Origin of the sequence: Megasphaera sp. UBA4382, assembly GCF_002391155.1 — a bacterium.
Taxonomy (GTDB): Bacteria; Bacillota; Negativicutes; order Veillonellales; family Megasphaeraceae; genus Megasphaera; species Megasphaera hexanoica.
Window position 1 is genome coordinate 1 of the sequence record NZ_DGRS01000045.1, and the last position, 21,674, is coordinate 21,674.

The 21,674-nt window shown below is 49.4% G+C and carries 22 protein-coding genes; 14 read left to right on the forward strand and 8 right to left on the reverse strand.

All coding sequences use genetic code 11. From position 1 onward, the window contains the following. The first annotated feature begins 263 nt into the window (after positions 1 to 263). From B4H10_RS04885 to B4H10_RS04895, 3 genes are all read left to right on the forward strand, one after another. Entirely contained in the window at positions 264 to 965 is a 702-nt protein-coding gene (locus tag B4H10_RS04885) for a response regulator transcription factor (protein WP_292018310.1), read from the forward strand. Further along, positions 958 to 2,061: a sensor histidine kinase gene (locus B4H10_RS04890; RefSeq protein ID WP_150824395.1), complete on the forward strand. Its 1,104-nt coding sequence runs from the start codon at positions 958 to 960 to the stop codon at positions 2,059 to 2,061. Before B4H10_RS04885 ends, B4H10_RS04890 begins: the two co-directional genes overlap by 8 nt. A 108-nt stretch (positions 2,062 to 2,169) precedes the next feature. Beyond that, positions 2,170 to 2,448 carry a DUF1294 domain-containing protein gene (locus tag B4H10_RS04895; RefSeq protein ID WP_070807738.1) on the forward strand — a complete coding sequence of 93 codons (279 nt, stop codon included), beginning with the start codon at positions 2,170 to 2,172 and terminating at the stop codon, positions 2,446 to 2,448. A gap of 142 nt (positions 2,449 to 2,590) precedes the next feature. On the opposite strand, the gene B4H10_RS04900 is transcribed toward B4H10_RS04895, so the two are convergent. The 6 genes from B4H10_RS04900 to B4H10_RS04925 form a co-directional block, all read right to left on the reverse strand. After that, positions 2,591 to 5,464 (reverse strand): heavy metal translocating P-type ATPase, encoded by a 2,874-nt coding sequence (locus B4H10_RS04900; RefSeq protein ID WP_292018311.1) that lies wholly within the window; start codon positions 5,462 to 5,464, stop codon positions 2,591 to 2,593. A 10-nt stretch (positions 5,465 to 5,474) separates the two neighbouring features. Next, positions 5,475 to 5,825 carry a metal-sensing transcriptional repressor gene (locus B4H10_RS04905; protein WP_059076250.1) on the reverse strand — a complete coding sequence of 117 codons (351 nt, stop codon included), beginning with the start codon at positions 5,823 to 5,825 and terminating at the stop codon, positions 5,475 to 5,477. 315 nt (positions 5,826 to 6,140) lie between these two features. Beyond that, a complete protein-coding gene (locus tag B4H10_RS04910; RefSeq protein WP_059076251.1) occupies positions 6,141 to 6,569 on the reverse strand; it encodes an OmpH family outer membrane protein in 429 nt (142 codons plus the stop codon). Positions 6,570 to 6,686: 117 nt separating this feature from the next. Next, positions 6,687 to 7,112 (reverse strand): GerW family sporulation protein, encoded by a 426-nt coding sequence (locus tag B4H10_RS04915; RefSeq protein WP_059076252.1) that lies wholly within the window; start codon positions 7,110 to 7,112, stop codon positions 6,687 to 6,689. After that, complete coding sequence (locus B4H10_RS04920) at positions 7,105 to 7,839, reverse strand: hypothetical protein (protein WP_113855170.1); 735 nt, start codon at positions 7,837 to 7,839, stop codon at positions 7,105 to 7,107. The genes B4H10_RS04915 and B4H10_RS04920 overlap by 8 nt, the downstream gene beginning before the upstream one ends. An 84-nt stretch (positions 7,840 to 7,923) precedes the next feature. Further along, positions 7,924 to 9,033, reverse strand: coding sequence for an NADH:flavin oxidoreductase (locus B4H10_RS04925; protein ID WP_113855171.1), 1,110 nt, complete (start codon positions 9,031 to 9,033; stop codon positions 7,924 to 7,926). A 259-nt stretch (positions 9,034 to 9,292) separates the two neighbouring features. On the opposite strand from B4H10_RS04925, the gene B4H10_RS04930 reads away from it, so the two are divergent. Continuing rightward, positions 9,293 to 10,576, forward strand: coding sequence for an adenylosuccinate synthase (locus B4H10_RS04930; RefSeq protein ID WP_059076255.1), 1,284 nt, complete (start codon positions 9,293 to 9,295; stop codon positions 10,574 to 10,576). Between the two features lie 156 nt (positions 10,577 to 10,732). Here the strand turns inward: B4H10_RS04930 and B4H10_RS04935 are convergent, their stop codons facing one another. After that, the gene (locus B4H10_RS04935; RefSeq protein ID WP_059076256.1) at positions 10,733 to 11,389 is read right to left on the reverse strand and encodes a hypothetical protein; all 657 of its coding nucleotides are present in this window, start codon (positions 11,387 to 11,389) and stop codon (positions 10,733 to 10,735) included. Positions 11,390 to 11,584: 195 nt separating this feature from the next. On the opposite strand from B4H10_RS04935, the gene B4H10_RS04940 reads away from it, so the two are divergent. The 6 genes from B4H10_RS04940 (at position 11,585) to B4H10_RS04965 (ending at position 17,213) form a co-directional block, all read left to right on the forward strand. After that, on the forward strand, positions 11,585 to 12,361 hold the full coding sequence (locus B4H10_RS04940) for a ParA family protein (RefSeq protein ID WP_059076257.1): 777 nt from the start codon (positions 11,585 to 11,587) through the stop codon (positions 12,359 to 12,361). Continuing rightward, complete coding sequence (locus B4H10_RS04945; RefSeq protein ID WP_234995368.1) at positions 12,351 to 13,292, forward strand: ParB/RepB/Spo0J family partition protein; 942 nt, start codon at positions 12,351 to 12,353, stop codon at positions 13,290 to 13,292. Before B4H10_RS04940 ends, B4H10_RS04945 begins: the two co-directional genes overlap by 11 nt. Before the next feature lie 89 nt (positions 13,293 to 13,381). Then, complete coding sequence (locus B4H10_RS04950; RefSeq protein ID WP_059076258.1) at positions 13,382 to 13,906, forward strand: DUF4446 family protein; 525 nt, start codon at positions 13,382 to 13,384, stop codon at positions 13,904 to 13,906. 41 nt (positions 13,907 to 13,947) lie between these two features. Further along, a complete protein-coding gene (locus tag B4H10_RS04955; RefSeq protein WP_234995367.1) occupies positions 13,948 to 14,865 on the forward strand; it encodes a peptidoglycan DD-metalloendopeptidase family protein in 918 nt (305 codons plus the stop codon). A 78-nt stretch (positions 14,866 to 14,943) separates the two neighbouring features. Beyond that, positions 14,944 to 16,131 carry an ABC transporter substrate-binding protein gene (locus tag B4H10_RS04960; protein ID WP_292018312.1) on the forward strand — a complete coding sequence of 396 codons (1,188 nt, stop codon included), beginning with the start codon at positions 14,944 to 14,946 and terminating at the stop codon, positions 16,129 to 16,131. 215 nt (positions 16,132 to 16,346) lie between these two features. After that, entirely contained in the window at positions 16,347 to 17,213 is an 867-nt protein-coding gene (locus B4H10_RS04965) for a cation diffusion facilitator family transporter (protein ID WP_059076259.1), read from the forward strand. A 10-nt stretch (positions 17,214 to 17,223) separates the two neighbouring features. Here the strand turns inward: B4H10_RS04965 and B4H10_RS04970 are convergent, their stop codons facing one another. Beyond that, positions 17,224 to 17,943 (reverse strand): M48 family metallopeptidase, encoded by a 720-nt coding sequence (locus tag B4H10_RS04970; protein ID WP_150824383.1) that lies wholly within the window; start codon positions 17,941 to 17,943, stop codon positions 17,224 to 17,226. 188 nt (positions 17,944 to 18,131) lie between these two features. Between B4H10_RS04970 and B4H10_RS04975 the strand changes: the two genes are divergently transcribed. The 4 genes from B4H10_RS04975 (at position 18,132) to B4H10_RS04990 (ending at position 21,561) form a co-directional block, all read left to right on the forward strand. Continuing rightward, the gene (locus B4H10_RS04975) at positions 18,132 to 18,686 is read left to right on the forward strand and encodes a 3'-5' exonuclease (RefSeq protein ID WP_059076261.1); all 555 of its coding nucleotides are present in this window, start codon (positions 18,132 to 18,134) and stop codon (positions 18,684 to 18,686) included. Between the two features lie 148 nt (positions 18,687 to 18,834). Then, complete coding sequence (locus tag B4H10_RS04980; protein ID WP_292018313.1) at positions 18,835 to 20,046, forward strand: MFS transporter; 1,212 nt, start codon at positions 18,835 to 18,837, stop codon at positions 20,044 to 20,046. A gap of 8 nt (positions 20,047 to 20,054) precedes the next feature. After that, on the forward strand, positions 20,055 to 20,492 hold the full coding sequence (locus B4H10_RS04985; protein ID WP_292018314.1) for a MarR family winged helix-turn-helix transcriptional regulator: 438 nt from the start codon (positions 20,055 to 20,057) through the stop codon (positions 20,490 to 20,492). A 121-nt stretch (positions 20,493 to 20,613) separates the two neighbouring features. Next, positions 20,614 to 21,561, forward strand: coding sequence for a 2-hydroxyacid dehydrogenase (locus B4H10_RS04990; RefSeq protein WP_059076264.1), 948 nt, complete (start codon positions 20,614 to 20,616; stop codon positions 21,559 to 21,561). The last annotated feature ends 113 nt before the right edge of the window (positions 21,562 to 21,674 follow it).

A 21,674-nucleotide genomic window follows, 5' to 3' on the forward strand; every position in this document is an offset into this window, starting at 1 on the left:
CAGATGAATCATGATAATATGAATCAAAGCAATATGAATCATAATCAGATGGATCATAGCCAGATGAACCATGAACAAATGCACGACCAGATGAACAATAACAAATAGAAGTCAATGATGTTTCCTAAAAGCTTCCTCGTACAATCGTTGTGTGGGGAGGCTTTTTTGTATACCGATTGACACGACTTGGTATGGAACAGTTCTCCTGCGTAGAATTTTGATGTACAATACATATTGGATATAGATTTTTTGGAGGTGGTATTGTGCTCCCCTACTCTATTCTCATTGCTGATGATGATGAAAAATTACTTACCGTGCTCCGTTCTTATTTTGAACAGGATCAATGTCTGGTGTATACGGCCCAGACAGGCCGGCAGGCGCTGGATATACTCAAACGATATGAGCCTCAGCTCCTGATTCTCGATGTGATGATGCCGGATATGGACGGTTTTGAAGTCTGCCGGCATGTACGCCAGACTAATGATATTCCCATTATTTTCCTGACAGCCAGAGACGATGAAACAGATCGTCTTGTGGGGCTGAACATTGGAGCCGATGACTACGTGACCAAACCGTTTAACGTTAAAGAACTGATGGCCCGTGCCCATGCCATGCTTCGTAGAGCGCGGGGAGAAGTCATACAGCAGTCGTCACAGCTTATACGGGGGGATTTGGTCATTGATAAAGAAAAATTCACCGTCACCCGCAACGGAGAGGCTGTTTCGCTTACTCCGACAGAATTTAATCTGCTGGAAGTGATGGCCTCTTCTCCCGGTCGTGTTTTTAGCCGCATGCAGCTCATGGAGCGGGCACAGGGCGGATACAGTTTTGAAGGGTATGAACGGACTATTGATACGCACATCCGGAATCTGCGGAAAAAACTGGAGCGTGACGCGGCCCATCCTGAATACATACTTACCGTCTACGGGATTGGCTATAAATTTGGAGGGACTGCTCATGACTAACTATCATAGTCTTGTCTTCCGGCTGACAGGCATTATCTTTTTTCTTTTTATTATGACTATCGGCATCCTTCTGTTTTTAGTCAATTATCAGATGGATGCGCACTTCTCTCATTATCTTTATAATCACTCCATGGAAATGGGCATAACTTCCCATGGGATGGCAGAAGAAATATATGTTTCTTCTGTTCACCGGTCTCTTTTATGGGTTGGTGCCGTCATGACTCTTCTCAGTGTATTCATCAGCTGGATTGTCATCCGCTGGTCTATTCAGCCCCTGCAGGATCTGACAGAAGCCGTCCGTCATGTTGAGGCTGGTTCCTTCGGGGAAACCGTGCTCGTTGACCGGCAGGATGAAGTGGGATTACTGGCCCAGTCTTTTAATGCTATGTCAAAAAAGTTACAATACAATGACACGATGCGTCGCCATCTCTTTGCCAGTATAGCCCATGAACTCCGGACACCTCTTGCCATTATCCAGGGAAATCTGGAGGGCATGATCGATAATGTCATTCCGGCAGACAAGAAAACATTTTTGTCTTTGGAAGACGAAGTTCTCCGCGTAAGCCGGCTCGTTCAGGATCTGCGGGATTTGTCCCTGGCAGAAATCAATGAATTACAACTTCATTGCCATCCTTTGCAGATAAATGACCTTCTTCAACAGGCGGCCAGTATGCTGGAACCGCTTTTTGAGGAAAAACAATTACAGGTCCGCCTTTCTACAGATGATGAGGTACCGCTCCTTTCACTGGATAAAGACCGGATGAATCAGGTTATTTATAATCTTTTAAATAATGCTATCCGCTATGTACCTTGCGGAGGGGCTGTTTTCATTCAATCGCGGCTGCGGCGGCTAAAAAACGGCCAGCGCGTCGAAATCTGTATTGCTGATTCCGGACCGGGTATCAGTCATCAGGACGTACCTCATATTTTTGAGTATTTCTATCGGGCAGAGAAATCACGAAACCGTAAGAGTGGAGGTTCCGGTATTGGCCTGGCTCTGGCGCGGCAATATGTCATCAATCAGGGTGGATATATACGCGTCCACAGTAAAGAGGGAAAAGGCACGATCTTTACAATCTGCTTCCCCATTTTATAATGAAAAGGATGCTGTACCATGTTTCACGTGAAACATAGTACAGCATCCTTTTTTTATGATACAATAGGAATGACAGAAATGAGCGGATTGAAAGAAAGGAGTTCGTATATGCTGAATATTAATCTGACCTTTGTGTACTGGTATTTATTTTTACTGAATATCCTTACCTTTGCCCTGTTTGGATTGGAAAAACGATTTCAGGACGGCGGATCTTCCCGTATACCGGAATGGGTCCTGCTCCTGCTGGCTGTACTGGGAGGATCGATGGGAGCTTTCTTTGCTATTTATATTTTTACTTATAAAAAAGACCGGCCAAAATTTAAATACGGAATCCTTGCCCTGTATGCCATACAATTCGCAATCTGTGTCCGGCTGGGCATATTCTGATTTGCCGGTCCTGCATTAGAGGGTAATACACAACGGACCTGCCGTGAAATACCTGGGGTATTTTTTCGGCAGGTCCGTTTGTCTTTTCTATGGGAATTTCCGTACTAGTTCACCCATACACAACAGAATCCGGTGGTGTCTATCAGGCAGTTACCAGTTTATAACCGGCATCGGCAATGACTTTGGCAAATTCTTCTGTAGAGATGTCACGGGTGGCTTCTACGTCGGCTTTGCCGCCATCGAGATCAACCGATACGGCGGTTACGCCATTCATAGCGGATAATGCTTCCTGGACGTGTTTCTGGCAATGCTGGCACATCATGCCTTCAATTTTTAATGTGGTTTTCATAGTGGAATCCTCTTCTTTCTCTGAAAGTAATGTATATCCTGCAGCCGTAATGACTTTTTTAAAGTCATCGGCCGGGATGGCAGATGAACTGGTGACAGTGGCACCTTTGCTGTCCAGATCGACGTGAACCGTTGCAACGCCGGGCATTGCTTCTAGTTCTTTGGTGACCGTGTGGACGCAGTGCTGGCACATCATTCCGTCGATAGTCAGTTTATATTGATGCGCTGCAACAGGTACTGTCTGATCGGTTTCTTCCATGATTTCAGTGGCCGTTGACGGCTGTATTGTAAGTGCATCGGTTGTGGCTGACGAAGCGGTATGGGTGGATTCTGATTGCCATGTTTCACGTGAAACATGGTGAGTCTGGTGATCTGGTTTAAAGAAGCGCAGGCGCAGGGCATTCATGCAGACACTGAAGCTGGAAAGACTCATGGCCGCTGCACCGATCATCGGATTGAGACGGATGCCAAAGGCCGGATATAGGACCCCTGCTGCCAGGGGAATGCAGATGGCATTGTAGAAGAATGCCCAGAACAGATTTTCTTTGATATTGCGTATGACAGCTTTGCTGAGGCGGACGGCGCTTACGGCGTCGAGGAGATCATTGCGCATGAGTACGGCATCGGCGCTTTCAATCGCTACATCCGTGCCAGCCCCTATGGCAATCCCTAAATCTGCTTTGGCCAGTGCCGGAGCATCGTTGATACCATCGCCAATCATAGCGACCTTATGGCCTTGTGCCTGGAGAGCTGCAATATGGCGTTCTTTATCTTGTGGCAGGACGCCGGCGATTACCTGAGGAATATGGAGCCGCTTGCGGATGGCTTCAGCTGTGCGCTGATTATCCCCGGTCAGCATGACCACGTCGATTCCCATTTTGCCAAAGAGCGAAATCGCCTGGGCGCTGCTTTCTTTTTCCATATCGGCGGCAGCGATGATGCCGATGACTTCTGTACTGTCGGCAAAGATGAGCGGTGTCTTCCCAGCGTCTGCCAGTCCATCCAGCCGTTGTCGGATTTCTTCTGTGGCAATACCCTTTTCTTCCATGAGACGGGTATTGCCAGCATAGTAAGTCTGGCCATTCCATATAGCTTCAATACCGCGCCCGAAAAGGGCTTTAAAGTTTGTTACCGCTTCGGGAACGGCATGATGGTCCTGGGCATAATTCATAATAGCTTCTGCCAGGGGATGTTCACTCCCCTGCTCCAGGCTGACTGCCAGCGTAAGCAGTTGGTCTTCTGTTCCCTTGCGGACCCAGATGTCAGTTACGCGGGGGCGGCCTTCCGTAATGGTACCGGTTTTATCCATGACGACTGTATCGATGGTATGGGCCGTTTCCAATGCTTCTCCTGATTTGATGAGGATACCATTTTCGGCTCCTTTACCAGTACCTACCATGATGGCGACCGGTGTTGCCAGTCCCAGTGCGCAGGGGCAGGAAATGACGAGAACAGAAATGGCCGTAGAAAAGGCAAATTCTGCAGTGGCACCGAGCAGGAAGTACCAGACCAGCCCTGTGATAACGGCGATGGTCATGACGACAGGAACGAAAATCCCGGAAATTTTATCAGCCATTTTGGCAATAGGCGCCTTACTGGCACTGGCTTCGTCAACCAGCTTGATAATCTGGCTGATTGTCGTATCCGCTCCGACACGACTGGCCCTGACGTGAATAAAACCTGTTTTATTGATCGTAGCAGAGGTGACGGAATCGCCTTTTTGTTTTTCTACAGGGATACTTTCGCCGGTGATGGCGGCTTCATCGATACTGGTCGATCCTTCAGAAATGATGCCGTCTGCAGGGATGCTTTCTCCCGGGCGGATGACCATTTCATCACCTACGGCGAGTTGTTCTACGGGAATGACCTCTTCTTTGCCATTGCGGAGCACCGTGGCCTGCTTGGGAGCCAGATCCATCAGTTTTTCAATGGCCGTACTGGTTTTTCCCTTGGCGCGGGCTTCCAGGTACTTGCCGATATCGATGAGGGTAACGATCATACCGGCTGATTCAAAATAGAGATTTGTGCTGTACTGGGAAACGAGAGCCCAGTCGCCGTGGCCCATGCCCCAGCTCATACGGAAAATGGCAAAGACACCATATACGGCGGCTGCCATAGAACCCATGCCCACGAGGGTATCCATATTCGGTGCGCCCTGGAACAGGGTCCGGAAGCCGTTGATATAATACTTTCTGTTGAGATACATGATGGGCAGTATAAGCAGAAATTGGGTAAAAGCAAAGGTGATGGCGTTTTCATCGCCATGGAATATTGCCTGGAACGATTCCGGAACGGGGATGCCGAACCATTCCAGCAGCATATGGTGCATGGCGATATACATGACGGGAATCAGGAACAGGATAGACCCGATCAATCGCTTTTTCATGGCTGCCATATCTTTTTTTGCCAAATCAGAAGGACTGGGCTCTGGAGCCGCAGCTGTTTTTTTATTTCCTCCGGAAAGAGTTGCCCCGTATCCGGCATCTATGACGGCCTGGATGATATCCTGGCTGGATAGCGTCCCTTCATCATATTCGACCTGCATACTATTAGTCAGTAAATTGACACTGGCTTTTTTCATGCCTGCCAGTTTGGAAACGGCTTTTTCGACCCGGCTGGAGCAGGCCGAGCAGCTCATACCGGTAATGGCATATTTCTCATGTTTCATCTCATATCACCTACTTCATTAATTTTTGCAGCATACAGACGAGTTCATCGACGACCTCATCCTTTCCTTCACGGATATCGTGAACGACACAGCTTTTAATATGCTGGGCCAGCAATTCTTTATTAAATGAATTGAGAGCCGATTGGATAGCGCTGACCTGCATCAGGATATCGACGCAGTAACGGTCATTTTCTACCATATTGCGGACACCGCGTACCTGGCCTTCAATCCGGTTGAGGCGTGAAATAAGGCATTTATATTCCTTACTGGTTTTATCACGGTATTTATGCTTGGGACCGGTACAGCAGCACGTTTTGGCCGGATGGTCTGTCAATCCTGTCTCTTGTTTTTTCTCTTCCATCGTATTCTCCTCCTATATACCCCTATTGGGTATCTGTGAGTATAATATACCCACAAGGGGTATATGTCAAGAGAAAACAAGAATTTATTTCAAAAAGATGAAATATGGATTAAAAAAATACAACTAAATGATTTAAATATAGAAAAACGCCGTAAACGTCGCTGTAACGGGCAAAACGTGATTTTATGATATATAATATAAAAAGAAAAATAAAAACGCCTTAAAAGGCGTTTTTATCGACCATCCGTGACAAGCTAAAAAGGACCATACATGACGGTTTCCACCGTCGTGTATGGTCCTTTACCCGTATACTAATTATTTGAGGAGTTTAGCAACTTCCTGGGTTTCGTCAGTCGCTTTGTCAGCACCGGCAATGATGGCGCCCTGGGCTACGATGCAGTCCAGGTTCTTATCCTTGCGGACCTGTTCGACTTTATTGACGACATCTTTTTCAATAGGAACGATGAGGCTGTTTTCCAGCTTGCTCAGGTTCTGGGCGAGCTGACGGCCTAATTCCTGTTTTTCCTGATCTGTTTTCAGAGTCGGAGCTTTTTTGGCAAATTCCTGATTGGCGTTTTTGATAGCAGACTGCATCTGGGCGCTTACTTTCGGGAAATCTTTATGAGCCTGGACGAGGGTATCAAAATTGACATAGCCAACGCCGGCAGCAAAAGCGGAAGAAGCAGCGACGACGCTCATCATCCCTACTACGGCGAGGGAAGCCAGTTGTTTTCTTAATTTCATTATATGATCCTCCTGTATATTAAAATAATAGGGTTACTGTCTGTTTAGATATTATATCAGAATAGAACGGAAAGTACAACGGTTGTGACCATACTGTGATTATAATTGACAAAATGTTTAAAGTTTTGCATCGGATTGAACCGGTTCAGCTGCGGCTGTAGTTTCATCTTCATCTTTAATGTAGATGTATTTATCCTTTTTCAGCTTGTCGATAATTTCCGGAGCCATGGTCAGCAGCTTTTCAAAGGCCGATGCCTGATATCCGCCTTTTTTGATAGAAAACATTTCGACCCGGTCACCTTTGATGACCAGGACAGCTGTCGGTTCCATTTTGGCACCGCCGCCACCGCCGCCGCTCTGACGGCCTGTTTCTTCTTTGCCGTTCACGCCTCCTGTACCAAAACCAAAGGTGATGTCTACAAAAGGAACGAGAATCGTATCGCCGATGTGTACAGCCTGGCCGACGACCGTTTCAACTTTAATCATGTTCTGGAAATTTTCAAAGATTGTTTCTAAATTATTTTTTATATAATTTTTATCCATGAGCGAATTCCTTTCTGTGCTGACGTACGGCCCAAAGCAGCCGGCGGACTGGCGGGGAAACGATGAAGGAAAGGGCATACAGCACAATGACACCGGGATAGATGCGTCCTGCTATTTGTATGTGGCAGTCGTATATTTCATTCAGGAAATCGAATTGCAGATCCTGCGCAGCTTGTGGCAGGAGCATGTAGAGGAAACCGGACAGCATACCCGTCTGATGCGGCTGAGATAGGCCTAACGTCCCTGTCGTCTGCACGGTGCGGATGCGGCTGTGATGCAAAAGGCGCAGGAAGAAAGACAGGCATGATGAAAGAAAGTCTTCAGACCATACATAGTCTTTCCACCAGAATGTATCGGACGCGGCACAGACATCATCTGGTTCCGGGGAGTCTGCACCCTGCAGGGCATCCCGGATTGTGTTTTCAGACAGCGGGTCCTCTTCTTCTTTGTCTGGCTCTTCTGGGTCTTTTTTGTCAGGAACAATACCGGGTGGCTGTCCTCTACCGGATAGGGGTTCCTTATGCCAGCCTATATAGCAGAGTTTCGTTGGTTTTTGACCGAAAACGTAATCCCACTCGTAATACAATCCGTGATTCAGAAAGGAAAGGACCGTCCGGATGTGAAATGGGGATTGAATATCTGCACTCAGACTATACGTAAGCGGCAGGAAGAGAAAGAAGGAACACAGCATAGCGATAAAGGCCAGCAGGCTCAACAGTATCAGCATGATATTCTCTCCTCTCCCGGCAGATGCCGCTATTCCTTGTCATACTTAGAATATTCGCCGCAATACGGATATTTCCTTTTTACGTCAGTCTTCTTCCGCTGTATCATGGAAAATACAATCTACATCAGTATCCCCGAAACAGCGGCTGCAGGAAATACAAGTTGCCGGTTCCGTATCACCGCGGCGCCATCTGTTTGGCAGATCCGGCTGGCGGAGGAGCGGGCGGCACATGGATATAAACGATACAGGCGCGGTATTGAGGAATTCTTCCATCTCAGCGGCACTTCTCCAGCCGCCGACGACACCGATATCGGTCTGGCCCTGCAGTTCTTTGGCTGCTTTTTCTGCATACGGGGCAAAGTACATGGGCTCTTTCGTGCGCCGGATTGCGCGGATCGGGCCTTTGCGGGGCAGGGAGGATGTATTGCCGCCACTGATTTCAATGGCCGAAATGCCGTCGTCAGCCAGCCAGTGCATGACCTGCAGGCTTTCTTCTGCGGTCATACCGCCTTCTTTCATGAAATCGGCGCAGTTCAATTTGACCCATACAGGAAAATCGCTGCCAGCGGTCTGTTTGATGGAAGCAATACACTGACGGAGGAAACGGGCACGGCCCATGAGGTCGCCACCGTATTCATCACTGCGCTGATTATAATAAGGAGTCAGGAATTTGCTGGCCAGATAGCCGTGGGCTCCATGGAACTGGACGCCGTCAAATCCGGCTTTGCGGGCACGCAGCGCCGCCTGTCCTACGTCTTCGACGAGACGCTGGATCTGCTCTTTTGTCAGCGCCTGGGATTCCTGCAGTGTCCGGCCGATTTTATCAGGGACACCGCTTGGACTTACGATAATACGGTCTTCTCCTTCGGGAACCATAATGGCCGAACCCATGATGACAATCTGGGCAATGATTTTTCCGCCTTTGGCGTGGACTGCCTGGGTGATGGCTGCCAGGGGGGCGATACAACTATCGTCATCGAGCAGTATCTGGTGATGCTGGTGCGGTTCCAGTCTGGAAGCAGCAATCATGCCGGTAATGATGATTCCCGTTCCCCCTTCTGCCAGTGTTTCATACATGTGGCAGAGCTTATCTGTCGGATGCCCTTCTGCATCAGCCATACCTTCAAACGTTGCAGAACGGACAATACGGCAGGCTGCATGGATGCCGCCTATGGTACACGCATCAAATAACATGAAAATCTCTCCTTATGTATTCTATAATAATCAATTATATGGAACAATTGTTGCCATATAATTATTCATTATAAACTAAAATAAGAAACGTGGCTAGACATATCCTGACCGGCTCTTTTGAAATATGTACGCTTTTTCGGTTAATATGATAGGAATTTTAATTAAATTCGTGTATAATATACACGTACGTTAGAAAACGGGAACTGGTATACCGTATCCTGTTTTCTTAATCTCTAATTCACGAAGGGATGTTGAAGCAATGGCAACAGCAATGGTATTAGGCACCCAGTGGGGTGATGAAGGTAAAGGTAAGATTGTTGATTATCTGGCACAGAAAGCCGATGTAGTTATCCGCTCCCAGGGCGGGAATAACGCCGGCCATACTGTCGTGGTAGATGACAAGGCCTTTGCGCTGCGCCTCCTGCCATCAGGGATCCTGTTCTCTGATAAGACGTGCATCATCGGCAGTGGCGTCGTAGTAAACCCGGAAGTCCTTCTCCAGGAACTGGATGGCATGAAAGAAAAAGGCGTCACAATCAGCAAACTGGAAATTTCCACGCGGGCTCATGTGATTATGCCATATCATATCCGCATCGATGAAGAAGATGAAAAACTCAAAGGGGATGCCAAGATCGGTACGACGAAAAATGGCATCGGTCCCTGTTATGCCGATAAAATCAATCGTGTCGGTATCCGTATTGGCGATTTGATGGATAAGGATATTTTTGCAAAAAAACTGCGGGTCAATCTGAAATTAAAGAACCGCCTGTTTGAAACCTATTATGGCTGCCAGGGTTTTGACTTCGACACGATATATCAGGAATACCTTGGGTATGCCGACCGCATCCGTCCCTATGTAAAAGATACAAACTATTCTGCCAACGTATATATCAACGAAGGCAGAAAGGTACTGTTTGAAGGTGCCCAGGCGACCATGCTCGACATCGATCATGGTACCTATCCGTTCTGCACCAGTTCCAACCCGACAGCCGGCGGTGCCTGCACCGGTTCCGGTGTCGGCCCGCGCCGCATGGAAAACATCGTAGGCGTCGTCAAAGCTTATACGACCCGTGTCGGTGCCGGTCCGTTCCCGGCGGAACAGAATAATGAAATTGGGGAATATCTGCGCAATACGGGCCATGAATTTGGCACTGTTACGGGCCGTCCGCGCCGTTGCGGCTGGCTGGATACGGCTGTCGTCAAATATGCGGCTATGCTGAACAGCCTGGATTATCTGGCTATTACCCGCCTGGATATCCTCGATGACCTTGATACGATAAAGATTTGCACTGGTTACCGGTACAATGGCCAGCTCCTGCCGGAATACCCGGCCAGTCTGGAAGTACTGGAACAGGTCGAACCGGTATATGAAGAAATGCCGGGCTGGAAGACAGATATTTCTGCCTGCAAGACCTATGATGAACTGCCGGAAGCAGCTCGTAAGTATGTAGAACGCATCAGTGAACTCGTCGGCGTACCCCTGGGTATTGTCTCGGTCGGTCCGAACCGCAGCCAGACGATTATCCTTCAGCCGATTTTCTAATGCTATTTTGGGTTTTCACCATAACGATATACGAAAAGCGGGCCCTGTTCACGGGGCCTGCTTTTCGTATATGAGCAAAAAAAAGAGATTGCCATTGAAGACAATCTCTTTCTGAGCTTTCTGTTATTAGTTTTCAGATGTATGATGTACCTAGAATCATTCATGGCAGTTGTGGGAGCAGCTGGCACAACCGGACGGGCTGCAGCCTCCTTCTCCCCCGACGTGGTTCATGCCGACGATAGCCGTGACGGCTTTACGCGGTACGAGCATATTGGTCGGCGTAACGGAAATGCCGATCTGGGCGGCCTGCAGGGCCTGTACCAGCGTGACTTCCTGTTTCTGAGGCGTGTCGCTGTGGCCCGGCGTGATGCGCCAGAGAATCTTGTAGCCTTCCGGTGCGCCGAGGGTGTCGATATAGCCGCATAACTGTCCTACCATCTGTTCTGTTGCGATAGAAATGGCGGAATCCATGAGGATGCCTTTGGTGAAGTCTTTCTGCATGAATAATTCATCACAGGCATCTTCTACTTCTTTCCCGAGAGTGACGGCCATGATGATGGCGACTTCCGTATTTTCCAGATAATTGCGGACCGTTTCCCCTTCGATGACAAATGGATCATTGCATAAAAAGGTGTGTGTATCTTTATCATAAAAGAACTGATAAAATACACTGACCGGCTGGGCTAGGCGGACGACGGTCTGGCAGACTTCTTCTGCCATTTCCGGCGTTGCATCGTCAACGGCGCGCTGTCCTGCCAGGGTGAGTACATTATTGGTATCGATGTGTTTCAGATTTCCTTTATAAACAGGCATAGGGTATCCTCTTTTCCCGGACTATCGGCGATAATCCTGACTTTTTGTTCCATTATAGCAAGTTTTTCTTATAGTGGCTAGTAAAAGTGTGGAAAGGCCGGAACGACCGTTCTGATGAGCATGAAATATTTGCTAAAATAATCGTAGCAAGGTATACTAATATATAGACTTAAATTTGGAAATGAGGTGACTGCGTTGGCTCATATTATTGCCGTGACGAACCAGAAAGGCGGCGTGGGCAAGACGACGACCAGCATTAATCTGAGCGCCTGTCTGGCAGACTGCGGCAAGCGTACATTATTGGTGGATCTGGACCCCCAGGGCAATGCGACGAGCGGTCTGGGTATCGATAAAGAAAGCCTTTCCGGCAATTTATATGACTGCCTGATTGATGGCGTACCGATGGAACAGGTATTGCAGAAGACGGCAGTGAAAAAGTTGTCTGTCATTCCGGCGACGATGGATGTAGCCGGGGCAGCCGTAGAACTGGTCAATATGGATAAACGGGAACAGGTATTGAAGCAGGCGCTGTCAGATTGTCTGGAAGCGGCGAAAAAGCCCTATGACTTTGTTCTCATCGATTGTCCCCCCTCACTGGGGCTTCTGACCATCAATGCTCTGGTGGCATCGGACCAGGTACTGATTCCCGTGCAATGTGAGTTTTATGCACTGGAAGGTCTGGCCCAGCTGATGCAGACCGTCGAGATGGTACGGGATAATATGAACAGCAGCCTGCGCCTGCTGGGACTGCTGCTCACTATGTTTGACGGCCGCACGAACCTGTCTCTGCAGGTTGCCGAAGAAGTAAAAAAATACTTCAGCGGACAGGTGTTCCGCACGATTATCCCGCGCAATGTACGGTTGGGAGAAGCTCCGAGTCATGGGGAGCCTATCACCGTGTACGACCCTCATTCCCGCGGTGCGGAAGTGTATCGAAAATTAGCCAGAGAGGTGATTCGCCGTGTCGGTTAGGAAAAAGGGACTTGGCAGTAATGCCATCCTGGGAAGCCGGCTTCAGGCACTGGGATTAAAAGAAAAAAAAATAGATGAAATAGATAAGGCTGCTTCTGGTGACGGAACGATGCCGGCGGAACTGGATATTTCGGCCATTGTGCCCAATCCTCATCAGGCGCGGCGTGAGTTTGACAGCGTGGCATTGGAAGAATTGTCCTCCTCTATCCGCCAGTATGGGCTGATCCAGCCGCTGGTCGTACAGAAGAAGCCTGATGGCACGTACGAACTGGTGGCGGGAGAACGGCGCCTGCGGGCTGCGAAACTGGCCGGCCTGAAAACGATTCCTGCTCTGGTACGGGAGTATACACCCGATGCGGCTGCCGAAGTGTCACTCATTGAAAACCTGCAGCGGGAAAATCTGAATGTCATGGAAGAAGCAGCGGCATATGACATGCTGATCCATACGTTCGGACTGACGCAGGAAGAGGCAGCACAGAAAGTGGGCAAGAGCCGTCCCCACGTAGCCAATATGATACGCCTTTTGAAACTGCCTGACGAAATATGCCAGTTCCTCCGCGATGGGACACTGTCTATGGGACAGGCCCGCCCCCTGCTTCAGCTTGCCGATGAAGATCAGCAGCTGGCGGCAGCCGGACAGATTATCCGCCAGGGATTATCGGCACGGCAGTGTGAAGCCCTCGTGGCCCGTATGCTGCAGGGTGGCACGGACAAGGGACCGAAAGAACCCGATGCCTATCTGGAAGCCATGCAGGACCGAATTAAAATGCATCTGGGGACTAATGTTTCTATTCATTTCAACCGGAAGAGGCAAAAGGGGAAAATCGAAATCTCCGTAGCGTCGGAAGCCGAATTTGAACGGCTTCTGGCTCTTTTGACAGAAGAAAAGACGGGAGACGGCACGGAAACGCCATCTTCTTTTACAGTTTAGAAAAAAATCCTGGAAAGCGGTTGTTTTTTAGAGTTCTTTTGTGTAATATAAGATACAGACTTTTTTTGTAATACTGCAGGAGGAAAGACATGTTTTATGGATTAGACTGGCAGCTTATTTATCTGGCTGCCGCCGGCGCTGTGGGAGTGCTGTTGCTGCTGCTGATCATCTACATTGGCATACTGACCCACCGCATGGGCAAACTCAAAGAAAAATATGAGTTTTTTATGCAGGATGAAACGGGCAAAAGTGTAGAAGCCAAGCTGCATGAAGATGTTGCCCGGCTGCACGATTTGCAGGATTCACTGGAACTCATCCACAAGACCCAGAAAGATATCATGGCCGTGCAGAACCACTGTTTCCGCAAAATCGGCTTTGTCAAATACAATGCCTTTGACAATATTGGCAACAATCTGAGTTTTGCCTTTACGGTGCTCGACGGCAAGAACGACGGTTTCTGTCTTTCCAGTGTTTACGGTCGTAACGAATCCCGCATTTTCGCCAAGCCGATCGTCGATGGCAAGTGCCTGTATGGCATGAGTGAAGAAGAAAAAGAAAGTCTGGATAACGCCCTGCAGTATACGGGTACGCTGGATACGGTACAAAAGGATTAAAGAGGGGACTATATTTGAATTTTCAGGATTTTCTTGCGCGTTTGAAACAACGTGCTGCTGGTATGGCCGGCCATGCTTCCTGCCTCAGGCGTACAGAGCCGCTGGTCATCACACCGGGACAGTATAAAAAGATACTGGCAGCGGTCATCGCAGGCGTTGTCGTCATTGCTGCCGGACTGTGCATCGGTATATATGAATTTATTTCGCTGCAGCACATGAAGGAACAGAACGCGCTTCACGAACAACAGCTGGAACTGATGCGGGAAAAAACGGCATCGCTCCAGGAAAAAATGGATAAGATGGATGCCCTCGACCAGGAGCTGCGGCAGATGGTCAAGGGGGCAGGTACGGGTGACAGCCCAAAAGGTGAAGGTGGCGTAGCAGGACAGCAGAAGAAATCACCGGACGTTTCTCATGCTGACTACAACGACCTGCTCCATGCCACCTCCCGGCTGGAAACCAAAACAAATGCCCGCATCATCAGTTTCATTACGCTTAAGACCGTGCTCAGTGATACGGCCGGTCAGCAGGTCCGGGAGATGCAGCAGATTTCCAAGAAATACCAGGCTTCGAATTATCCGTCTATCTGGCCGGTCAACGGTACGATTACGTCGAACTTCGGCTACCGGGGCAATCCCATTGGTGGTGGTACCGGCTATCATGAAGGACTGGATATTGCCGTCGATTACGGGACACCTGTACGGGCTACGGCTTCGGGAAAAGTCACCATGGCCGGATGGGTCGATGGCTATGGCAATCTCGTAGAAATCGACCACGGCGGCGGATTCGTTACCCGCTACGGCCACAATTCGATGCTTCTGGTCGTCGTAGGCCAGGAAGTCAGGACGGGCGATATCGTCGCTCTGGCAGGCAGTACGGGACGCAGTACGGGGCCGCATTGCCACTATGAAGTACGAGTCAACGGCACTCCGACGGATCCGTTGCTGTTTTTACCATAATTCATCATAGGAAGATAAAACAGGGGGGAACGGATGGACGGGACCGCCCTGTTTTTTTATGAAAAGGAGACACATGCTATGAAACGTATCAGCACCCTGCTGGCGGCAGGCCTATGCCTGCTGTCCCTGGCTTTCCTGGCCTCAGGATGCAGCAAACAGGCACCACAGGCCGTTCAGCGCCAAGAAGTGCTGATTGGCACCAATCTCTCCCTCACCGGCCCTGGCGAAGCATACTGCCGTTCAACAGAACAGGGGGTAGAGCTGGCCAGGGATATACTGAATGAGCAGGGCGGACTTCTGGGTAAGGAGGTCAATCTGGTCACGGTCGATAATCATGGCAAGGCTGATGATGCAGCTATGGCGGTGCAGCAGTTATCGACACGCCACGTCAGTGCCATTATCGGTCCCAACATGACAGCCTGTGCGGCGGCAGTCATGCAGCCAGCGGAAGCGCTGCGCATTCCCGTAGTCAGTCCGGCCTGTACTGATCCGGATATTACCGTCGATGCCAAATCGCGGCAGGTATACCAGTATATGTTCCGGGCCACGTTCATCGATCCTTATCAGGCCCGGGCTATGGGCGAATATGCCATGGAAAATCTTCACGTGACCCGGTCGGCTGTCCTATACAACGGAGAGAGCTCTTATTCTAAAGGGCTGGCTGAGTTTTACCGCAGTACCATAGAAGCCCGTGGCGGTACCGTTACGGCATTTGTCGATCTGGCTAATCATGACGGCAATCTGGCGGCGGCACTCGACGCCGTGCGGCAGGATCCGGGCCAGGCCGTGTATGTACCGCTCTATGATAAAAAGGCGCGGGAAGTGATTGTCCTCGCCCGTTCATCCGGTATGACGACTCCCCTTTTGGGGGCTGATGGCTGGAACGGTCCGGCTCTTGCCAAAAACGTGGATCCGGCATACCTGACAAATCTGGTATATACCGACCATTATGCCAATGATGTCCACGAAAAAACGGCAGAAACCTTTGCTGAACGGTATTATGAAAAATACGGAGAATGGCCGGACAGCTATGCGGCGCTGGGCTACGATTCTCTCATGATGATCGCCGAAGCCATCCGCCGCGGTAATTCCGACAAACCGCAGCAGATAGCCCAGGAACTGGCTAAAACGATTGATTTTACGGGAGCGACGGGACACATCATCCTTGACTCCAATCACGATGCCATCAAAGCCGTATTCATCCTCACCTTCTGGGAAGGGGAACCGGCCCTTCTGGAAAAGCAGCCGGCGGTCAATATACAATAGCTGAAAGGCATAGGGCTCATGTAAAATTGCCATACAGATATTCTCAAAAAATATTTACAAATGAGAATTAGGATGATACTATATGCGTAAAGAACAGACTGCACAAGCGGTCGGGCGCAAGCAGCAGGCAGGACCTGCGGGACTACATATAAGTAAGGATATGCGGTTCCGCAGGTCCTGTCTGATTATTTTCATAGACAAAGGAAGTTTTAATTATGACGACAGATGAAATAACACTCAAACGCCGTACGGCTTGTCTTTCCGTACTCAGCAATACTCTTCTGGTAATAGGTAAATTATCCATTGGAATCCTGACTGGCACAGTCAGTCTGATATCCGAAGCCATCCACTCCGGTGTCGATCTCCTCGCGGCTGCCATTGCCTGCCTGGCCGTGCGCAAATCCTGCCTGCCGCCAGATCAGGATCACGACTATGGCCACGGTAAAGTGGAAAATGTCTCAGCCGCCTTTGAATCCCTGCTGATTATCGTGGCGGCTCTGAGTATCCTCTACGAAGCGGTGGGCAAATTTTTCCATCCCCAGGTGCCGGAATCACTGAATCTGGCTATTGTCATCATGCTGGCATCCAGCCTGATCAATGCCATCGTGTCTGCCCGGTTGTATTATGTCGGGGAAAAGACCGGCTCGGAAGCACTGAAGGCCGATGGCATGCATCTGCGGGCTGATGTTTGGACGTCAGCTGCCGTAATGGCCGGTATCTTTCTCATGAAAGTCACGGGCTGGGCTATCCTGGATCCGCTCATCGCCTGCCTCGTCGCTTTGGGGATTCTCCGCGTCGGATACAAGATGTGCCGCCGCAGTTATGACGATTTGACAGACGCGTCGCTCAGTGATGACGAAGAATCGAAAATCGGCCATATCATCATGGAAACTCCGGGAGTCAAAGGATATCATCATCTGCGTACCCGCATTTCCGGATCGGAAACCATTATGGATTTTCATCTGGAACTGGACCGCACACTTCCCCTGTCCCAGGCTCATGCTATTTCCGATAAGGTAGAATCGGCATTGCAAAAAAAATACGGGCCCTGTGATCCTATGATTCACCTGGACCCGAGATAACCGGATATATTCAGATGTTGCAGTACGGAGCGTATCGTACCAGTTCCTGCCGCCAGACTTTCCAGTCGGGCATGAAGCGGTTCATCCAGCCATAAAAACGGGATGAATGATTGCATTCCAGGAAGTGGCATAATTCATGAAGGACGACCTGGTCGATACAGCCATCGGGCATGACCGCCAGATAGGTGTTAAGACTGATCCGCTTTCTGGCCGGCGTACAGGAACCCCAGCGGGAGCGCATCCGCCGAAGGGTGACCGTGGGAAGGGGAACTCCGTATGGCTGGAGCCGGGGATAGATACGGGCTATACTGGCAGCAAATAAAGTACCTGCCTGCTGACGCAGGTATTGGTGATAGAGATGGGCCCGTTGGCTCTCTTCATCGCCATGAGACGTTTCCATGTACAGGATGTCTCCTTTTTCATATACCTTTCCAGCAGGGCCGGGGACGACGCGGAGTGTCAGCGGACGGCCATGAATATACAGGACATCGCCGGTATTCAGTCTGAATACCGGCTTTTTTTCTATCTGGGAAAGCGTTTTTACGATGAACGGTGTTTCTCGGAGCAGAAAGGCATCAATCCGGTCTTTGGAGACAAATGAAGGGGCCGATACATGGATGGATCCATCGCGGCGGATGCGGAGATTGATGTTTTTGACAGCTTTCCGGGTCAGTTCATAAGAAAAAGAAAGAGTGCCGTTTTGGAAATGGCATTGGGCAGAACGTGGCATAATGACTCCTTTTGGCAGGTCCGGTATAGAGATGATGTCCGCCCTGCGCTTTTCATACTTCCTCTACTTTATACTGAAATACTCGGTTTGTCCATAGGAGGATAGGTTGCTTTTAACCGTCAGGTGTGGTATGTTGAACGTGATGCCGCGTTATGCGGCTGCTTCTTCTGTAGAAAGGTATGTACATTATGTTAGACTTTACGGCAATTGATTTTGAAACAGCCAATAAATATGCCAATAGTGCCTGCTCACTGGCGGCGGTTACCATGCATGACGGACAGTGCGTCCGCGAAGGATACACGCTCATTCGTCCGCCCTTTATGGTATTTTCCCCTGATAATGTTCGCATCCACGGCATTACTCCCGACCAGGTGGCACACAAACCTCAGTTTGACCGGCTTTGGCCGTCCGTGCGGCTTCATCTGGAAGGACGCATCCTGGTCGCACACTACGCCGTCTTTGATACGCGGGTCCTGCGCAGTCTTCTCAAAACGTATCACCTGGAAAAGCCACAGGCCTCCTATGCCTGCACCGTCGAAATTTCACGCCGCGTCTGGCCGGATCTGCCCAACCACAAGCTGGATACGGTAGCGAACTTCCTGGGATATACCTTCCACCATCATCAGGCGCTGGATGATGCCCGGGCCTGTGCCCTCATCGTCGTCAAGGCAGCCGAAGCCGTTGGAGCTTCGTCTATGGAAGAACTGCTCGATGCGACGCACCTCAAATTGAAAATACTATAGTGGTGAAACGAAGAGTAATTAATTGGTACGATACCCATCGGTTGTATTAAAAGCTTTAGAATAAATATATTGACTAGTCAATTAAAAAGCGCTATGATATACAATGCTGATTAAATTGACTAGTCAATATAGAGGAGAGGTTGAATTGATGAAAGAAACATTATGGACTCGTGATTTTGTTGCCTTGGTTCTGGCCAACGGCTTTTTATTTGCTGGTTTTCATTTTCTCTTGCCGACGATTACTCTGTATGCAGCCAGTTTAGGGGCGACGGGTGGGGAAATCGGTCTCATTGGTGGCATCTTTGGCTATTCGGCCATCTGCATACGCTTGTTTACCGATGCGGGCGTCCACCATTTAGGAAAAAAGAAATGTCTTTACCTGGGGCTGGCTCTTTCTATTTTAGCGACGGTGTCGTATTATATGTTTAGCAGTATCCACGCCATCGTTGCGGCACGCATCCTTCACGGATTCGGCTTTGGCATGAGCACGACTTTTGCTGCTGCTATCGTCGCCGATATCATCCCGGCCAGCCGCCGCGGCGAAGGAATTGGCTATTTTGGATTGGGAAGTACGGTCATGATGGCACTGGCACCGGCGGTCGGTTTATTTTTACTCAGCGAAATCGGCCCGTCGGCACTGTTTTTTTCGTCTGCTGCCGTTTCTTTTCTGGCTGTTCTGACTGCTGGGTTCTGCCATGCAGGCAGGAAGATACGTCGTGTAGAAGTGATAGAAAAGACATCGTTACGTGATTGCATTTGTGAAACGGGTACGGGCCTTCCTTCTGTTTTGACGATTTTATTTGGAGCCGCCTATGGCAGTGTCAATACGTATATTGCTATGATGGCTGCTGAAGCACATATTGGAAATGCTGGCCTGTTCTTCATTGTGGGGACGCTGTTTGTCTTTATTTCCCGTCCTTTTGGCGGTCGCCTCCTCGACTCCAAGGGAGCCTTCGCCGTCATCGTGCCGGGATCTGTCTCATATTTGATTGGCTTATTGCTCATCATGGCAGCTCACTCGCTGACGGTCTTATTGGCTGCATCTGTCTTTTATGGCTTAGGTGCCGGCCTGCTGCTTCCGGCCCTGCTGACGTGGATTTTGAATATGGTCCGCCCGGAACGGCGCAGTTCCGCCAGTGCGACTTTTTATAATATGCTGGATATTGGTACCAGTACAGGCATCCTCGTCCTGGGTGTCGTTGCCGGGATGGTGGGCTATCGCAACATGTACTGGAGCGTAACGGCTCTCATGATCTGCTTTTCCGTCTTGTTCATGTTCTGCCATTACCGTTATGGTAATGATTGCATAGCCAGTCCCAAAGCGGTGAAAAGACCTGTTGTCGATATCCATAAAGATTGAGAGGTATCATGATGGATGTACGAGACCGGCAAGATGACGAACTGGTACGGCAATTATTCTGCACGACCCGGATTTTTTCCCGGACCTTAAATGGCTGTGTAGCTCCTCTGGGGCTGCATAGTTCGGAATGGATGGTCCTGAACCTTGTCCACTTGAACGGAGGTATTGCCCAAGCCGATTTAATCCGCTATTTTAAGGTGGAAGCGGCAGCGATTACGCGCACGTTGAGCCGCTTGGGAAAGAAAGGACTGATATGCCGGCACCCCCGGGAAAAGGGACGGGGTAAGTATATCGAATTGACAGACGCAGGCAGGGATTTGTTCGTCCAGGCGGAACCCTTTGTGATAGCGCACCGGAGACAGGCGTTGCAAGGACTGTCTCCAGAGGAACGAAAACTATTATTGACTTTGTGTGTAAAAGTACAAGCGGCTTTAGACGAAGTATAGTATATATTTTTAGCATATAGGTAGTACATCTATACTGATTTTCCATAGATAGCTTACAAATTGCCCGACGCATGCTTATAATAAAATCAGATATTGCCTATGATGAAAGGGGATTTTTATGATGAAGATTGTCTTATTGGAATCGTTAGGTATCAGTCAGGAATTACTTGATTCGTATGTAAAACCTCTGAAAGAAAAAGGCTATGAATTCGCCGCGTATGAACGCAATGATGACCCGGCCGTCCAGATCGAAGAAGCAAAGGATGCCGATATCCTCATCATCGCCAATATGCCTTTGAAGGCAGAAGTCATCAACGCCTGTCCGAAATTGAAATATATTGACGTGGCCTTTACGGGTGTCGATCATGTTGCTCTCGATGCTGCCAAAGCCAAGGGCATTAAGGTCAGCAATGCATCCGGCTATTCGACTGTTGCCGTAGCCGAATTGACCATTGCTATGATGCTCGATCTGCTCCGCCGCGTACCTCAGGTCGATGCAGCCTGCCGTGCTGGCGGTACGAAAGCCGGTCTCGTCGGCAATGAATTGGAAGGTAAGACAGTCGCTCTTGTCGGTACTGGTCATATCGGTCATCGCGTCGCCGAACTGGTCCATGCTTTTGGTGCCAAAGTTATCGCCTATAACGGATTTTCCCATAAAGCCGATACGGACCTGATTACCTACCTGCCCATGAAAGAAATGATGGAACAGGCCGATATCGTCAGCCTCCATTGTCCGGTTACAGACCAATCGAAGGGCCTGATCAATAAAGAAACTCTCTCTTACATGAAACCGACGGCATTCCTCATCAATGAAGCCCGTGGCCCTGTCGTCGTATCCCAGGACCTGGCAGATGCACTGAACAGCGGTAAAATCGCCGGCGCCGGCATCGACGTCTTTGAAAAGGAACCACCACTGGATACGAATCACCCGCTGCTCCACTCCAAGAACACTATTGTCACGCCGCACGTCGCCTTTGCAACGGCAGAATCCATGGCCAAACGGGCCGTCATCGTCTTTGATAATATCGATGCGTACTTGGCCGGGAATCAGAAGAATATTATTCTCTAAAGAGATACGTTTAGGCAGACGGATGCAGAAATAGCATCCGTCTGTTTTTTTCTTTCTTTTCTATTGTCACAGCCTTTCTAGTATGGTAGCATTTAACAAAGATAAGAAATAAT

Bases quoted from the DNA above. Each gene is read 5' to 3' on its own strand.
- B4H10_RS04890 (WP_150824395.1), top strand. From the start codon at position 958: ATGACTAACTATCATAGTCTTGTCTTCCGGCTGACAGGCATTATCTTT.
- B4H10_RS04895 (WP_070807738.1), top strand. From the start codon at position 2,170: ATGCTGAATATTAATCTGACCTTTGTGTACTGGTATTTATTTTTACTG.
- B4H10_RS04900 (WP_292018311.1), bottom strand. From the start codon at position 5,464: ATGAAACATGAGAAATATGCCATTACCGGTATGAGCTGCTCGGCCTGC.
- B4H10_RS04905 (WP_059076250.1), bottom strand. From the start codon at position 5,825: ATGGAAGAGAAAAAACAAGAGACAGGATTGACAGACCATCCGGCCAAA.
- B4H10_RS04910 (WP_059076251.1), bottom strand. From the start codon at position 6,569: ATGAAATTAAGAAAACAACTGGCTTCCCTCGCCGTAGTAGGGATGATG.
- B4H10_RS04915 (WP_059076252.1), bottom strand. From the start codon at position 7,112: ATGGATAAAAATTATATAAAAAATAATTTAGAAACAATCTTTGAAAAT.
- B4H10_RS04920 (WP_113855170.1), bottom strand. From the start codon at position 7,839: ATGCTGATACTGTTGAGCCTGCTGGCCTTTATCGCTATGCTGTGTTCC.
- B4H10_RS04925 (WP_113855171.1), bottom strand. From the start codon at position 9,033: ATGTTATTTGATGCGTGTACCATAGGCGGCATCCATGCAGCCTGCCGT.
- B4H10_RS04930 (WP_059076255.1), top strand. From the start codon at position 9,293: ATGGCAACAGCAATGGTATTAGGCACCCAGTGGGGTGATGAAGGTAAA.
- B4H10_RS04935 (WP_059076256.1), bottom strand. From the start codon at position 11,389: ATGCCTGTTTATAAAGGAAATCTGAAACACATCGATACCAATAATGTA.
- B4H10_RS04950 (WP_059076258.1), top strand. From the start codon at position 13,382: ATGTTTTATGGATTAGACTGGCAGCTTATTTATCTGGCTGCCGCCGGC.
- B4H10_RS04960 (WP_292018312.1), top strand. From the start codon at position 14,944: ATGAAACGTATCAGCACCCTGCTGGCGGCAGGCCTATGCCTGCTGTCC.
- B4H10_RS04965 (WP_059076259.1), top strand. From the start codon at position 16,347: ATGACGACAGATGAAATAACACTCAAACGCCGTACGGCTTGTCTTTCC.
- B4H10_RS04970 (WP_150824383.1), bottom strand. From the start codon at position 17,943: ATGCCACGTTCTGCCCAATGCCATTTCCAAAACGGCACTCTTTCTTTT.
- B4H10_RS04975 (WP_059076261.1), top strand. From the start codon at position 18,132: ATGTTAGACTTTACGGCAATTGATTTTGAAACAGCCAATAAATATGCC.
- B4H10_RS04980 (WP_292018313.1), top strand. From the start codon at position 18,835: ATGAAAGAAACATTATGGACTCGTGATTTTGTTGCCTTGGTTCTGGCC.
- B4H10_RS04985 (WP_292018314.1), top strand. From the start codon at position 20,055: ATGATGGATGTACGAGACCGGCAAGATGACGAACTGGTACGGCAATTA.
- B4H10_RS04990 (WP_059076264.1), top strand. From the start codon at position 20,614: ATGAAGATTGTCTTATTGGAATCGTTAGGTATCAGTCAGGAATTACTT.